The sequence below is a fragment of the Ornithinibacillus proteolyticus genome (assembly GCF_039581225.1).
In the GTDB taxonomy this organism is placed as follows: domain Bacteria; phylum Bacillota; class Bacilli; order Bacillales; family Amphibacillaceae; genus Ornithinibacillus; species Ornithinibacillus massiliensis.
The window spans coordinates 1-15,106 of sequence record NZ_JBCPXV010000062.1 but is presented as its reverse complement, the minus strand read 5'-3'; the positions used below and the strand labels follow the sequence as shown (position 1 = coordinate 15,106).

At 37.6% G+C, this 15,106-nt stretch carries 13 protein-coding genes, 1 riboswitch and 1 other annotated feature; of the genes, 6 read left to right on the top strand and 7 right to left on the bottom strand.

Features of this window, described 5'->3' with window-relative positions; translation table 11 throughout:
- Nucleotides 1-622 precede the first annotated feature (622 nt).
- The 4 genes from AAIB49_RS17965 to AAIB49_RS17950 all read left to right on the top strand — a co-directional run bounded on the left by AAIB49_RS17965 (nucleotide 623) and on the right by AAIB49_RS17950 (nucleotide 2,846).
- Nucleotides 623-757: a hypothetical protein gene (locus AAIB49_RS17965; RefSeq protein ID WP_343458823.1), complete on the top strand. Its 135-nt coding sequence runs from the start codon at nucleotides 623-625 to the stop codon at nucleotides 755-757.
- 24 nt (nucleotides 758-781) lie between these two features.
- A complete protein-coding gene (gene ytkD, locus AAIB49_RS17960) occupies nucleotides 782-1,246 on the top strand; it encodes an RNA deprotection pyrophosphohydrolase (protein WP_339214205.1) in 465 nt (154 codons plus the stop codon).
- A gap of 118 nt (nucleotides 1,247-1,364) precedes the next feature.
- Nucleotides 1,365-1,928 carry a DinB family protein gene (locus AAIB49_RS17955; protein ID WP_343458822.1) on the top strand — a complete coding sequence of 188 codons (564 nt, stop codon included), beginning with the start codon at nucleotides 1,365-1,367 and terminating at the stop codon, nucleotides 1,926-1,928.
- Between the two features lie 162 nt (nucleotides 1,929-2,090).
- Entirely contained in the window at nucleotides 2,091-2,846 is a 756-nt protein-coding gene (locus AAIB49_RS17950; RefSeq protein ID WP_339214208.1) for an aminoglycoside phosphotransferase family protein, read from the top strand.
- Between the two features lie 239 nt (nucleotides 2,847-3,085).
- Here AAIB49_RS17950 and AAIB49_RS17945 read toward each other — a convergent pair whose 3' ends face one another.
- The 4 genes from AAIB49_RS17945 to pckA all read right to left on the bottom strand — a co-directional run bounded on the left by AAIB49_RS17945 (nucleotide 3,086) and on the right by pckA (nucleotide 8,044).
- Nucleotides 3,086-3,892, bottom strand: coding sequence for an ABC transporter permease (locus tag AAIB49_RS17945; protein ID WP_339214210.1), 807 nt, complete (start codon nucleotides 3,890-3,892; stop codon nucleotides 3,086-3,088).
- Between the two features lie 26 nt (nucleotides 3,893-3,918).
- The gene (locus AAIB49_RS17940; protein WP_339214212.1) at nucleotides 3,919-4,695 is read right to left on the bottom strand and encodes an ABC transporter ATP-binding protein; all 777 of its coding nucleotides are present in this window, start codon (nucleotides 4,693-4,695) and stop codon (nucleotides 3,919-3,921) included.
- 11 nt (nucleotides 4,696-4,706) lie between these two features.
- Complete coding sequence (locus tag AAIB49_RS17935) at nucleotides 4,707-5,690, bottom strand: ABC transporter substrate-binding protein (protein ID WP_445254551.1); 984 nt, start codon at nucleotides 5,688-5,690, stop codon at nucleotides 4,707-4,709.
- 767 nt (nucleotides 5,691-6,457) lie between these two features.
- Nucleotides 6,458-8,044, bottom strand: a complete 1,587-nt coding sequence (gene pckA / locus AAIB49_RS17930) for a phosphoenolpyruvate carboxykinase (ATP) (protein ID WP_339214215.1) — start codon at nucleotides 8,042-8,044, stop codon at nucleotides 6,458-6,460.
- Nucleotides 8,045-8,238: 194 nt separating this feature from the next.
- A riboswitch (SAM riboswitch) is annotated at nucleotides 8,239-8,345 on the top strand.
- Nucleotides 8,346-8,466: 121 nt separating this feature from the next.
- Between pckA and metK the strand changes: the two genes are divergently transcribed.
- Nucleotides 8,467-9,663 carry a methionine adenosyltransferase gene (metK, locus tag AAIB49_RS17925; protein ID WP_339214217.1) on the top strand — a complete coding sequence of 399 codons (1,197 nt, stop codon included), beginning with the start codon at nucleotides 8,467-8,469 and terminating at the stop codon, nucleotides 9,661-9,663.
- A 43-nt stretch (nucleotides 9,664-9,706) separates the two neighbouring features.
- On the opposite strand, the gene AAIB49_RS17920 is transcribed toward metK, so the two are convergent.
- Together AAIB49_RS17920 and mnmM are read right to left on the bottom strand one after the other, a co-directional pair.
- On the bottom strand, nucleotides 9,707-10,237 hold the full coding sequence (locus AAIB49_RS17920; RefSeq protein WP_339214219.1) for a gamma carbonic anhydrase: 531 nt from the start codon (nucleotides 10,235-10,237) through the stop codon (nucleotides 9,707-9,709).
- Between the two features lie 17 nt (nucleotides 10,238-10,254).
- Nucleotides 10,255-10,812 (bottom strand): tRNA 5-(aminomethyl)-2-thiouridylate-methyltransferase MnmM, encoded by a 558-nt coding sequence (gene mnmM / locus AAIB49_RS17915; protein WP_343458817.1) that lies wholly within the window; start codon nucleotides 10,810-10,812, stop codon nucleotides 10,255-10,257.
- A 170-nt stretch (nucleotides 10,813-10,982) separates the two neighbouring features.
- Nucleotides 10,983-11,197 (top strand) — a binding site (T-box leader).
- A gap of 114 nt (nucleotides 11,198-11,311) precedes the next feature.
- Between mnmM and leuS the strand changes: the two genes are divergently transcribed.
- Nucleotides 11,312-13,723, top strand: a complete 2,412-nt coding sequence (leuS, locus tag AAIB49_RS17910; RefSeq protein ID WP_343458816.1) for a leucine--tRNA ligase — start codon at nucleotides 11,312-11,314, stop codon at nucleotides 13,721-13,723.
- A gap of 50 nt (nucleotides 13,724-13,773) precedes the next feature.
- Here leuS and AAIB49_RS17905 read toward each other — a convergent pair whose 3' ends face one another.
- Entirely contained in the window at nucleotides 13,774-14,535 is a 762-nt protein-coding gene (locus AAIB49_RS17905; protein ID WP_343458815.1) for a hypothetical protein, read from the bottom strand.
- Between the last annotated feature and the right edge of the window lie 571 nt (nucleotides 14,536-15,106).

Here is a 15,106-nt window from a genome sequence, read left to right as displayed (position 1 = left end):
ACCGCCAAAATGGGTAAATCTAGTTTAGGAAATGGAAATGATTTCAAAAAACTGGTTCCAAGCAATTTTCAATCGCTTAGAACCAGTTTTTTATTACTTTCTGGCTAGTTTTGTCCCAGCCTCTTCTTGTTGTATTTTCGCCCTTTTGCCTTTTACATGGTATCGTTCGCACGCTTCACGAGTTCATACTCCCAACAAAAGAGGAAAAATAATTCCCTTTTGGGAACTAATGGCCATACAGAAGACAAAATTTCTAAGGAGTGAAAAAGATGATAAAACTAGATGTTTACAAATTGGTAACGAATAGAATCATTGAAAAATTAGAGAAGGATGTTATTCCTTGCGAAAGCCTTGGACAAATGCAGATGCTGTAAATTGGTTTACAGGAAAGGCATATAGAGGCGCTACTAGAGCCAGGTGAATATGCTAATTTTAAACAAATCAGGATGCAGGCGGTAAGATAAAAAAGGTGAATTCGGTCATATAGTCGTATTTTGGAAGTGGTTAGAAAAGATTGATGAAGAAACCAAAAATAGACCATCTCAGTGGGTGTTGACCAAGAAGAAGATGAAAAATTGACTGCCATAGATCACCATGGTTCGATAAACAGAATGGATACGATGTGGTACAATTAGATAAGAATACGTTCTTGGTTACGCAAGACAATCAATCCGAATTGTACGGTGAATACGGTATTGAATTAGAGTTTACGTTTCTAGACCAAGAATGGAAGATCACAAAAATAACACATCTATGATGAAGAGTAAAAGGTAGCTGACATATGTTAACATTTCGAGATTTTTATCATAATGAGATACGATTATCTTTTCTTGACCACCCCTTTTCGAAGGAACCAAAGCATGTATGGGTCATTTGTCGTTTTAAGGGGAAATGGCTATTAACGAAACATAAGGACCGAGGTTTGGAATTTCCAGGTGGAAAGGTAGAAGAAGGAGAAAGTGCTGAAGATGCGGCATATCGGGAGGTAATGGAAGAGACTGGTGGAATTATTAAACAACTACAGTATATTGGACAATATCATGTTGCAGGTAAAGCGGAGCATGTGATTAAGAATGTTTATTATGCTGAAGTTGATACCTTGGTAGAGCAAGATACGTATTATGAAACAGAAGGCCCTGTCCTTCTATCAGAAATTCCTAAAAAAGTGAAAACAAATAAGAAATACAGTTTTATTATGAAGGATGACGTTTTAACGTATTGTTTAAAGAGAATTTCTAGGAATTAATTTCTAATGGCCGTACGACACCTCCTGCAGAGGAGGTGTTTTTTGCTTGAAAAGTATGACTATCCGTGCCTGTTTTGGTAGTATATAATAAAAATAACCGAAAAGGTGTGTGTGATTTTTGAACAGTACTTATATAGAAAACTACTTTAATCTAGTAGAAAAGCAAAGAGTGATTTTTTATCAATCGGTCTCCAAGTCTAACTTTGGATTATGGAAGCGTCCGTTACCAGATAAATGGTCGGTTGGAGAAACGTTATATCATGTATATCTAATGGTGAGGTTAGTTAGAAGGTTTTCCACCATTTATCTCCCCCTTGCCAAACCGCTTGCTAGAATACGTAAACATCACCCTTACCAAACTTCAATACATAATATTTATGTAGAATATACTCAGAAGAAAAAAGGTCCTATGAAAGCTCCTTATGTATTAACACCACCAAAAAACCTTAATCAAACATACACACTTCTCGATATTCAACAGTTACTTATAAACGAGACGAATAAATTTAAGAATTTAGTAGCCGAATTAGAGGAACCAGTTGCAGGCCACATTCGCTATCCAGATCCAGTTGCACATTATCCAAACGTTATTCAAAGTGTTCATTTACTGGCAATTCATGAACAACATCACTTTAGTTTAACGGAAGGGTACATACAAGCGAGACAGCAGATCACTAAGTGAAGTCGGGAGTAATGGTGGCAGAAAAATATCCGATGCGAAATCAGGACGTACTATTATGCTGTTCAAAACATGATCTTATTGAATTGGACATAGCTCGGAGTTTGAGTCACAACATGATTAGCTCGACCGTATTGTTTCCTATAAAAGAGAGATATTAGAGGAGTGAGGAAAATCGAACAGCTTACCAAGATTGCAGAAGGTAATACCGCTACGATTTATGTACGCAATAATCAAATAGTTAAAGTCTTTCATGCGTACTTACCGGAAAGTGAAGCGAAATATGAAGCGGCTAAGCAAGAAGTCGCCTATTCTAGTGGCTTACCAGTACCTAAGGTGATAGAAGTTACTTCATTCGAGGGGAGCCCAGCCATTATAATGGAGTATGTACATGGCTCTACATTAGGGGAGCTGATGTTAGCTAATATGCATGATGCTAGAGATTATTTAAATATCGCAGTTGATATACAACGGAAGATTCATTCGGTTAAAACAGACTCCATAGAGCTAATGACGTTAAAATTAACGCGTCAAATTGAAGCTGCTGAGATGTTAAATAAAAAGCAAAAAGCATGTCTTATCGAAAAAATGAATCAAATGTCTTATGAAAATAGATTGTGTCACGGCGATTTACATGTTTTTAATCTTATCCAGACAGGTCATCATATTGCAATTATAGATTGGGTGGATGCTAGTGTTGGTGATGTTCGTGCGGATGTCTACCGTACCTATCTACTGTATTCACAGCATTACCCAGAAATTGCTGAGGAATATTTAAATCTTTATACTGAAAAAAGCGGCATCAACAAGAACGATATATTAGAATGGGCCCCGATTATAGCGGGAGCGAGATTAGCAGAATTTGTACCGACAGAAGATTCGAGTAGGTTATTACAGATAGTTCAAGACTATTGTACGTAAACTATAATAGTCTAGGTAACTCGAGATCCGGTAGAAAGGTTATGTAAATAGATTAGCTCCTGGTTAATCGGACATTTTAACCGAGAAAATATATGTACGCTTATTAGAGATAGCTTCGGTGAGACCTCCTTTAATTAGCGAGGAGTCTCACCAGCCATCGGATGGGAGATGTTTAGTTCAAGTAGGCATTCCTATAAATAAAGAGATCTGAGCCTTATTAGGAGTTACGTTAATTTCTACTATGTCGTATGCTTAATCAACCAACGTTCCATTCTTTCAACGACCTTATACATGATTGCCGCAAAGATAGCAATTAGAATTAATGCTGCCATGACTAAAGTAAAGTCAAAGACTTGGAAGCCATATACAATCAAATAGCCTAATCCCTCTTTGGAAACAAGAAACTCTCCTACGATAACCCCGACCCAGGATAGCCCAACATTTACTTTTAACGTTGAAATCATGACGGGAAGATTTGCTGGAAATACAGCTGATTTAAAGCATTGCCAACGGGTTGCACCGAAGCTTTTTAGTACTTTCTCATAGTTTGGATCAACTTCTCTAAATCCGGTGTAGACAACAATCGTTGTAATAATAACGGAAATGATAGCTCCCATGGCAATAATCGATACATAACCTGGCCCTAAAGCGACAATAATGATGGGCCCTAAGGCGACTTTAGGCATGGCATTTAAAATTACTAAATAAGGATCCATAATTTTTGAAAATCGGGTAGATGACCATAACAATGATGCAAGTATTATACCGAGTACTGTACCAATCATAAAGCCTAGTAACGTTTCAAATAACGTGACATACGTATGTGAAATCATCGAGCCATCTGAAAGTTTTTCGACTAATAGATTGAATACTCTTGTTGGTGAGCTGAATAATAACGGGTCAATCCATCTCATTCTACTAGCAAGCTCCCAAAGGCCAAAAAAACCAATTAAAATAAGAGCTTGCCAAATGAATACAATACGTTTCTCTCGTAGGAGTTTTTGCTTATGCGTTTCAAATAATTGCTGGTCTTCATGATGGGACATGGTAATATCCCCTTTCTGTTGAAGGGTTAAACGGTTTGCGTTTCATTTTTGTTTAACTCCTCCCAAACTTTATCGAATATAGATTGGTACTTAGGGTGTTTACGAACTAAAAATGGCATTTCATTTCGAAGTTCAATTGGTACTTCAAAGGTTTTAGCAATTTTACCTGGATTTGCACTCATAACGATTATGCGATCACTCATCGCTATCGCTTCCCCAATATCGTGGGTTACTAATATGGCTGTCTTATGGTAGGCGTGTAATAGTTTGTAAACAAGGTCTTCTAATTTTAGCTTCGTTTGGAAATCTAGAGCTGAAAAGGGTTCATCTAATAGTAGAATTTTTGGATCCGTAATTAATGTTCTGACGAGTGCAACACGCTGCCTCATTCCACCAGAAAGGGATGAGGGGTATTGATTTTCCACATTATTTAAACCAACCTCGTGTAAAAGCTCGATTGCTTTTTCCTTTACGTATTCATTCGCCCTTCGCTGAATGGTCGGACCGATTAATACGTTATCTAAAATCGTTTTCCAAGGAAATAAATAATCTTGCTGTAACATATAACCAATAGCTAATTCAGATTCATCAATGGCTTTATTATTTAAAAGTACTTTACCAGACGTATGTTTCAATATCCCCGAAACGATAGAAAGAATGGTGGATTTACCACAGCCACTTGGCCCTAGTAAGGAGATAAACTCTCCCTCTTTTACTGAAAAAGAAATATCTTCTAGTGCTTTGGTATAGTCATTCTTTGTGAAATAGTGGTGGGTGACATTTTCTAAGGTTAGAAAGGACATGTTTTCCCTCCTTATTGATTGATGACGTCCTCTGCAATTTCTGTATTTACTAGCTCTTCATAAGAAATTTCGCCATCTGGTAATTCTCCTGCCTCTTCCATGATGTTCGTTAAGTTATTCCATTCTTCCTCATCTAAGATTGGGTCTGTCGCGAACGATCCTTGGCTCTTATAGCGCTCAATCGAGGAAGTTAATATATCTAAATCTACATCTTCAAAATAGGATTGAATGGTCTCAGCAATTTCTGCAGAATCTGTTTCCTGTACCCATTGTTGTGCTTTATATATCGCTCTAGTGAATTTTTCAATGTTTTCTTTGTTATCAACTAAATAACTCTGCTTAGCCATAAAAACAGTGTATGGTACATGACCCGATTCTTCACCAAAGGATGCGATGACATGGCCATTTCCTTCTTTTTCCATTACACTGGCAGTTGGTTCAAATAGCTGTACATATTCATAGTCTCCCGATAGGAACGCACCTGGAATATTCGCAAAATCAATATTTTGATGTAAGCTTAAATCGTTATGTGGATCTATTCCATGCTGCTTTAGTACAAATTCGCCGACCATCTGCGGCATTCCACCTTTACGTTGTCCAAGAAAATTAGAACCCTTTAAATCTTCCCATTTAAAATCAGAATGTGCTTCTTTTGCTACTAAGAATGTCCCATCTGTTTGAGTAAGCTGAGCAAAGTTGACTGCGAAATCATTGGAATCCTGCGCATAAACATAGATAGATGTTTCTGATCCGACTAATGCAACATCAATTCCATCTGATAATAAGCCTGTCATCGTTTTATCTCCACCCCAAAGTGTTTGAAGCTCTACATCTAATCCTTCCTCTTCAAAAAATCCTTTCTCAATTGCTACATATTGAGGTGCATAGAACAGTGAACGGGTAACCTCTCCTAATTTAATAGTAGTATTTTCGCTAGAAACACAAGCAGAAAGGAAAAGAAGTGTAAAACATAATATAACCCCAATAATCTTCATTTTTCTCATTCTTTACGACCCTTTCCATTTCGAAAATTTTTTATGCAAAAAGGAAAGTATATCTTCCCGATTTGTAATAAAGTTTGAATAGTCGTTCTCAAGTGGAGTACTTCAACCACATAGTATGCTTTAAATGAAAAATGTGTGAATGCCTAGTTTTAATATGTCTTGCAGGGGGGACGCGAGAGGAGAGGTTCTCGCGCACGGTCGTCGGAGTAGACTTCGCGCGATTAGGGAGAGCTCGCGAGCGGCAAGAGAAAGTTTCGCGCGAGAAAGAGGAGAAATCGCGCGACCCGGTAGGAAAATCGCGCGGCAGAAGAGGAAAATCGCGCGACAGAAGGAACCTCGCGCGAAAAATAAGAAGTCCCGCGCGAAATGGAGAAAAAGTCGCGCGAAAAAGAAGTCCCCGCGCGACAGAAGTAAGCTTCGCGCGAGAAAGGGGAGAAATCGCGCGACCCGGAGGAAAAATCGCGCGACCCGGAAGAAATATCGCGCGACAATAAGAAGAAATCGCGCGAAAAATAAGAAGTCCCGCGCGAAATGGAGAAAGAGTCGCGCGAAAAAGAAGTCCCCGCGCGTTCTGAGTGAGCAGCTCGCGAATCGAAGAACCTCTCGCCCGGGAGTGGGTGGAATCACCAACATAAGTAGAAAAAACCGACCTCTAAAAGTAAGGTCGGTTTTACGTTAGGCAAATAGGAAAGGTAACATCCTTTCTGCCTGTATAAGAATTAGTATATAAACCCTCTTGGGATGAGGACAAGATAGTGTTATTTAAAATTAGGTCCTGCTGCAGCAATTTCTGGGCTAACATGAGTAAATTTTTTGAAATTATCATGGAACTTCTTAGCTAGATTTCTTGCTGTTTCGTCATATGCTTGTTTGTCTTCCCATGTATTTCTTGGAATAAGTAATTCATCAGGAACACCAGCAACATGAGCAGGGATTTCCAAGCCAAATATTTCATCTTTAATTGTTTCGACGTTATTTAGTTCTCCTTCTAATGCAGCATGAACCATTGCACGAGTGTATGAGAGCTTAATTCGATTTCCTACACCATAAGATCCACCAGTCCATCCAGTATTAATTAGGAATACATTTGTATTATATAAATCAATTTTTTCACCTAGCATCGTTGCATAAGTTGCAGGCGATAATGGAAGGAAAGGTGCTCCAAAGCAAGCTGAAAATGTTGCTTGTGGTTCTGTTACACCACGTTCTGTTCCAGCTAGTTTACTAGTATATCCACTTAAGAAATGATACATTGCTTGTTCTTTTGTTAGTTTACTAATAGGTGGTAGCGTACCAGATGCATCAGCAGTTAGGAATACAATCGTATTCGGATGTCCTGCAATGCTTGGATTTACTATATTATCTATATGTTCTAATGGATAGGCAGCTCTAGTATTTTCTGTTAAGGAAGTATTATCGAAATTAGGGATACGTGTTTCTTCATCTAACACTACATTCTCTAATACAGAACCAAACTTAATGGCGTTGTATATTTGTGGTTCCTTTTCTTCCGATAGGTTGATACACTTTGCATAACAGCCACCTTCTATATTAAATACACCACTAGAACTCCAGGCATGTTCATCATCACCGATTAGCTTCCGGTAAGGATCAGCTGATAATGTTGTTTTTCCAGTTCCAGATAAACCGAAGAATAAAGCAACATCCCCCTCATTACCTACGTTTGCTGAGCAATGCATAGATAAAATGTTTTGCTCTGGTAATAAAAAGTTCATGATAGAGAAGATGGACTTTTTGATTTCACCTGCATACTCTGTTCCACCGATTAAGATAACTTTGTGCTTGAACGACACCATGATAAACGCTTCTGAGTTAGTACCATCAACACTCGGATCAGCCTTAAAGGTTGGAGCAGAAATTACAGTAAATTCTGCTTGATGATTTGCTAATTGCTCCTCTGTTGGACGAATGAATAATTGTTTCGCAAATAAATTATGCCAAGCAAATTCGTTGATTACTTGAATTGGTAATTGATAGTTGTGATCAGCTCCAGCAAATCCATCAAATACAAATACTTCATCTTTTTGCTTTAGGTGCTCCATAACTTTTGCATATAAGGATTCAAATACTTTTTCTTCAATAGGTTGATTTACAGTACCCCAGTCTACTTTACTTTCGGATATGGAATCCTTTACAATGAACTTATCCTCTGGGGAACGGCCAGTATATTTACCAGTAGTAGCGAGTACAGCTCCTGTATTTGATAAGACCCCTTCATTTCGTGAAAGGACTTTTTCAACTAATCTAGCAACAGATAAGTTTTTCTTTGTAGTTTGCTGGGACAGAAGTTCTTCCAATAATGAGGTTTTCATTACTGTATTCATTAAAATTACCTACCTTTATTTATGAGATTCAATACATTTATTTCCTGAAATTAATTATTAGTATAACACATTTAAATTAATAGTCCATACTATTTATTGTTTTTATTGTATTATTTTATTAAAATTACGTGACAGTGTATTATACAGTTGACATAGGACAATAGCTTCAGTTAATCTACAATAGAGCGGATACTCTCTTATTCAGAGTTGGTGGAGGGACAGACCCGATGAAACCCGGCAACCATCACATTTGTGAAAAGGTGCTAACCTGAAGCAAGGAAAATTCCTTGAACAATAAGAGCGAAAGGCTAGTAAACCCTTTCCTCATGTAAGAAGGAAAGGCTTTTTTTATTGATTAAGGATATACTATCTGATAGATATTTGAGTTCCGTAACAAAGAAATAGAGGGAGGATTTAGCCAAATGGCTAAGAATCGTCGATTATTTACTTCTGAGTCAGTAACAGAAGGTCATCCAGATAAAATATGTGACCAAATTTCCGATGCAATTTTAGATGAAATTTTAAAAAAGGACCCGCTAGCTAGGGTTGCGTGTGAAACGACCGTAACAACAGGATTAGTACTAGTTGCTGGAGAGATTACCACATCAACCTATGTTGATATCCCACAGGTTGTTAGACAAACCGTTAAAGATATCGGTTACACTCGTGCGAAATATGGATTTGATGCTGATACTTGTGCAGTTCTAACTGCTATTGATGAGCAATCACCAGATATCGCAAGCGGGGTAAACCAAGCGTTAGAAGCACGTCTTGGAAAAATGACAGAAAGTGAAATTGATGCAATCGGAGCAGGGGACCAAGGATTGATGTTTGGTTTTGCATGTAACGAAACAAAAGAATTAATGCCGTTACCAATTTCTCTAGCGCATCAACTTTCTAAACGGCTAAGTGATGTTAGAAAAGACAATACGCTCGCTTATCTTCGTCCAGATGGAAAAACTCAAGTAACCGTTGAATATGATGAAAAGGATCAACCGGTAAGAGTTGATACGATTGTCATTTCTACACAGCATTCACAAAGCGTTACATTAGAACAGATTGAAAAAGACTTGATCGAGCACGTCATTAAGCCAGTAGTACCTGCAGAATTATTAGATGATGAAACGAAATACTTTATTAACCCGACTGGAAGATTCGTTATTGGAGGTCCACAAGGGGATGCAGGTTTAACTGGTAGAAAAATAATTGTCGATACGTATGGTGGCTATGCACGTCATGGTGGGGGTGCTTTTAGTGGGAAGGATCCTACAAAAGTAGACCGTTCAGCTGCTTATGCCGCTCGTTATGTTGCGAAAAATATTGTAGCTGCTAAATTAGCTGATTCATGTGAAGTTCAGCTTGCATATGCAATCGGTGTTGCAGAACCGGTTTCCATTTCCATTAATACGTTTGGTACCGGAGTAGTAAGCGAAGAGGTATTAGTTAATGCTGTTCGCAATATATTTGATTTACGTCCGGCTGGAATTATCCGCATGCTAGATCTACAAAGACCTATCTATAAGCAAACTGCAGCATATGGTCATTTCGGTAGAACAGATGTAGAATTTCCTTGGGAAAAAACCGATAAAGTAGACGCGTTATTAGCACAAGTTAAATAATGTATGTAAAAGGCTTAGAACCCAGTGTTCTAAGCCTTTGCTATTAGGAAAAATCAAGCCCTAAATCAGTATGATACTTATAATAATGTCCTTTTTCAACATAGGATTTGCGAACTCGTTCCATCTCTTGATAATCCGTGTCCGTTAGTTCGCGAACTACTTTAGCAGGGCGTCCCATAACTAATGTATGAGGTGGAATTTTTTTGCCAGGTGGAACTAGACTTCCCGCACCAACAAAAGCATGTTCCCCAATTTCTGCCCCGTCTAAGATAATCGATCCCATACCGATTAAAGCATTTTTTCGTATTATGGATGAATGAAGGGTAACTTGGTGACCTACAGTAACATCATCTTCAATGATAAGAGGATTATTAGGACTTTGATGTAGCATAGATAAATCTTGAATACTAACTCGTTTACCTATTCTAGTTGGAGCAACGTCTCCTCGGATAACAGTTTTAAACCAAATACTAGTTTCTTCTTCAATTGTTACATCTCCAATTACTACTGCGTCCTTTGCAATAAAAACGGTCGGATGAATCTTAGGTGCGATGTTTTGATAATGATGAATCACTAAAAACCCCTCCTTGACTATTTTTTTTGTATTGCTATGATAAATGGCGGATTATTCTTTTGATTAATAAATCCATATTGCAGTACACTATATTTTTTTTGATCCAGGGAAATGACATGCTTTAGAATCGTGTTTTTTTCTTCTTGCCCGCCTTCATGTCCATAGTATACGACTAAAATAATTCGACCATTTTTCTTAAGGTATTTTAAAATGGTATCAATAGCTTTTACGGTGGACTCCCCTTTTGTAATGATAGACTTATCACTTTTCGGTAAGTAGCCTAAGTTAAAGATAGCACCACCTATTTCAATGTCATGAAATAAGTAATCACCAATATTCTCATGACTGTCTAATACAAGTGATACGTTGGCACAGTTGTGCTCCATTAATAATCGATCGGTATTATCAATAGCTTGTTCTTGAATATCTAAGGCAATAACTTCTCCGGTGTCTCCTACTAGCTTACTTAAAAATAATGTATCATTTCCGTTACCACATGTTGCATCAATAACGGTCTCTCCAGGAGAAATGATTTCTTCTAATAAATGATGTGAGTAGTTTAAAATGCTTTTCATCCTCGGGTCCCCTTATGCATAAATTGAGTCTGTGTTTAGAATAGCATGTAAAAATAATTTTAAAAACTTATATGCCATGTAATTAGTTTGTAATAGTTCACCTATTACTATAATAAAAAAGGAATATCTTGACAAAGCTAATAGTATTCATTAAAATTCTATGTAAATATGGAAATGCGATGCGAAGGAGTAGTAGTAATGGTACTCAGGCTAAGAGAGACAATGGTTGGTGTGAATTGTCCCTGAGAAGTTGCGAACTCGCCTTTAATGCTGCAGGAGTGAACCGAAGTAGTTCCTGCCGTTAATCCGCGTTAAGGATACGAGTGAACGAATGAATTCGTTAATTTGGGTGGTACCGCGGGAAATACAGCTTCTCGTCCCTTTATAGGGATGAGGGGCTTTTTTTATTTATTCGGTTTATTAGATGATGTTATATTTGCATTTTCTAAGATTGTAACTGAAGAATATACGAAAGCCCACAATAAAAGGAGGAAAAGTAATGAGTTTTCATCATCATGAAATTGAAAAGAAATGGCAGAAATATTGGCTAGAGAACAAAACCTTTAAGACGAACACGAAAACAGACAAAAAGAAATTTTATGCATTAGACATGTTCCCATATCCATCTGGAGCTGGACTTCATGTTGGACACCCAGAAGGATACACTGCTACAGACATTATTTCTCGAATGAAGCGTATGCAAGGCTATGAGGTTCTTCATCCAATGGGGTGGGATGCATTTGGGCTTCCTGCTGAACAATATGCATTAGATACCGGTAATAGCCCAGCAGAATTTACACAACAGAATATCAATACCTTCAAAAGACAGATTCAAGAACTTGGTTTCTCTTATGATTGGGATCGAGAAATTAGTACAACAGACCCAAATTATTACAAGTGGACGCAATGGATCTTTACAAAACTTTATGAAAAAGGTCTGGCTTATATCGATGAAGTAGCAGTGAATTGGTGTCCGGCTCTTGGGACCGTTCTTGCTAATGAAGAGGTTATTGATGGGAAAAGTGAACGTGGTGGACACCCCGTAATTCGTAAGCCAATGAAACAATGGATGTTGAAAATTACAGCATATGCCGATAGACTTCTAGAAGATTTAGATGAGGTGGATTGGCCAGAAAGCATTAAAGACATGCAGCGTAATTGGATTGGTCGATCGGAAGGTGCAGAAGTTACGTTTCATATAGAAGGACATGACGAGACATTTACAGTGTTTACTACAAGACCTGATACGTTGTTTGGCGCAACCTATGCTGTTCTTGCACCAGAACACCCGTTAGTATCGAAAATTACTTCTCCTGATCAAGAACAAGCAGTTCAACAATATTTGGCGAACGTTCAAACGAAGTCGGACCTTGAAAGAACAGATTTAGCTAAGGATAAAACAGGTGTATTTAGCGGTGCATATGCTATTAATCCTGTGAATCAAGAGAAAATGCCAATTTGGATCGCAGATTATGTGCTAATGTCCTATGGTACTGGTGCAATCATGGCTGTTCCTGCACATGATGAACGAGATTACGAATTTGCTACTAAATTTAAGTTACCGATAAGAGAGGTAGTAGCAGGTGGGGATATTTCGAAGGAAGCCTATACAGGAGATGGAAAGCACGTAAACTCAGATTTTCTAAATGATCTAAATAAAGAAGAAGCAATTTCTAACATGATTGAATGGCTTGAAGAGAAGGGGGTAGGGGAAAAGAAAGTAACATACCGCCTTCGTGATTGGTTATTCTCTAGACAACGTTATTGGGGTGAACCAATTCCAGTTATTCATTGGGAAGATGGAACAATGACTACCGTTCCAGAAGAGGAATTGCCTCTAGAGCTTCCTGTTATGACGGAAATAAAACCATCCGGAACTGGGGAATCGCCACTTGCTAATAGTGACTGGGTGAATGTGGTAGACCCTGTGACAGGTAAAAAAGGTCGTCGTGAGACAAATACAATGCCACAATGGGCTGGGAGCTGCTGGTATTTCCTACGCTACATTGATCCGAATAATAGTGAAAAACTAGCAGATCCTGAACTATTGAAAAAATGGCTGCCAGTGGATATTTATATCGGTGGGGCAGAGCATGCGGTACTTCACTTACTATATGCACGTTTTTGGCATAAATTCCTATACGATATCGGTGTCGTTCCAACTAAAGAACCATTTATGAAGCTCTTCAACCAAGGGATGATTCTTGGTGAAGGTAATGAGAAAATGAGTAAATCAAAAGGGAATGTAGTAAATCCAGATGATATTATTTCATCTCATGGCGCAGATACCCTTCGCCTTTATGAAATGTTCATGGGACCGCTAGAAGCCTCAGTCGCATGGTCTACAAATGGACTTGATGGAGCGCGTCGTTTCCTAGATCGTGTATGGCGTCTATTTATTGATGATAATGGCGGTCTTTCTAGTAAAATCGTTGACGGTGCTGGTTCAGAACTAGAAAAGGTATACCATGAAACAGTGAAAAAGGTTACCGAAGATTTTGAGAATCTACATTTCAATACTGGTATTTCTCAAATGATGGTATTTATTAATGAGGGATATAAATCTGAGAAGCTTCCTAAAGAATATGTAGAAGGATTTGTCAAACTACTATCTCCAGTAGCACCTCACCTTGCCGAAGAGCTTTGGAGTCGCCTAGGTCATGAAGGAACAATTAGTTATGAAGCTTGGCCGACTTATGATGAATCTAAATTGGTTGAAGATGAAGTGGAAATTGTTGTTCAAGTCATGGGTAAAGTTCGTTCTAAACTTCAAGTGGCTAAAGATATCTCTAAAGATGAACTAGAGAAATTGGCGTTAGAAGATGAAGGGATTCAAGAATGGATTGCTGGAAAGACAATTAGAAAAGTGGTTGTAGTACCAGGGAAATTAGTTAATATAGTAGCAAATTAATGTGAAAGGCTCCTAACAGGATATTCTCTTAGGAGCCTTTATTGTATCTATTAATTACTTGGCATCCATTTTGTTTGAAGTAAAATCCATTTATCTCTATCGTAGTACCACAATGACTCGACAGTTCCTAACTGGTCAGCATGATTTGCACCACTTACTTGTTGATAACTCTTTAATCCATAGCCTTTGCTTTTACTAATAAATTTAGGCTCGAAAAAAGCTATTGGATCAACCATTGCAGAAGTTTTCTTTATAACTTTTCCTTCTTCACTATAGATGCCTAGGCGTATATACTCTTCTTTTCTATCCTGTACATTTACAATAGTTGGTTTCGTGTTAGGTGAAATGGTTATCTCTACTTTAAAGCTATCGAGGAATCCTCCTTTTACAAAAGGTTGTTCTGGTAGTGGTAATTCTGTTAGTTTGTTATGAATTAAGGTATGCAGATGGTACTGGTACAATCCACCACTTCCTCCGGTGGAACTTTGAAAATAGATATCATTTACCTTGTCATGGTTTAAATCAATAAACTTAAGTGTTGGATTATACCCTCCCATGTACGGGATTTCCCAAACATGATTCTCGCTTGATGTAATAACTGCTACAATATCTCGGTAATAATTCGAATCAGGTGAAAATAAAATCCCCTTTAATTCGATTACTTCCTTTAAACCATTACCTGTCACATCTTCTTCATAAGTCGTAATCACGTGGAGTTCTGATTTAGTATCATATTCTGCTGCATTTATGGAATAAGCTCCCAAGATGAACAAAATTATGAATACTAATAGTGGGTAGGCTAACTTTTTCATGGGTCACTCCTTCATCATTTTATTTGGTAGGTAAGGATAGCGTTTGTAAAATAGTCAAATGCTATACGATGGAACTTAATGGGGCGTAGTTGAATATAATAAATTTGGTTATTCCATATTACAAAAATATGGTAATGTAATTCTTCGATTTAATATTGACTAGTATTCCAAAGGGGTGTAATATGTAATTTACTGTTTAGAAATAATGTCATGTCTTTTAATGATATAAACATGGAAGAAATATTAAAAAACTAGTTGACATAATCTGATACTGGTGATATAGTATTACTTACCGCTTAGATGAAGTCATTAAGGTTTTTTAAAAAAACTAGTTGACATAATCTTGATAGCGTGATATGATATAAAAGCTGTCACTAAGAGATGACATAAAGATTTTGCTCCTTGAAAACTGAACAAAACAACCAGTAAATTAAGAAGAAACACACCCTGTTTTTTCTATTAAAGAATTACAGAAGCTAGCAGCTTCTTTGCTAAGAATTACCTATGATTGATTGGTGTCAATCATAGACAAACTTTTTTGGAGAGTTTGATCTTGGCTCAGGACGAACGC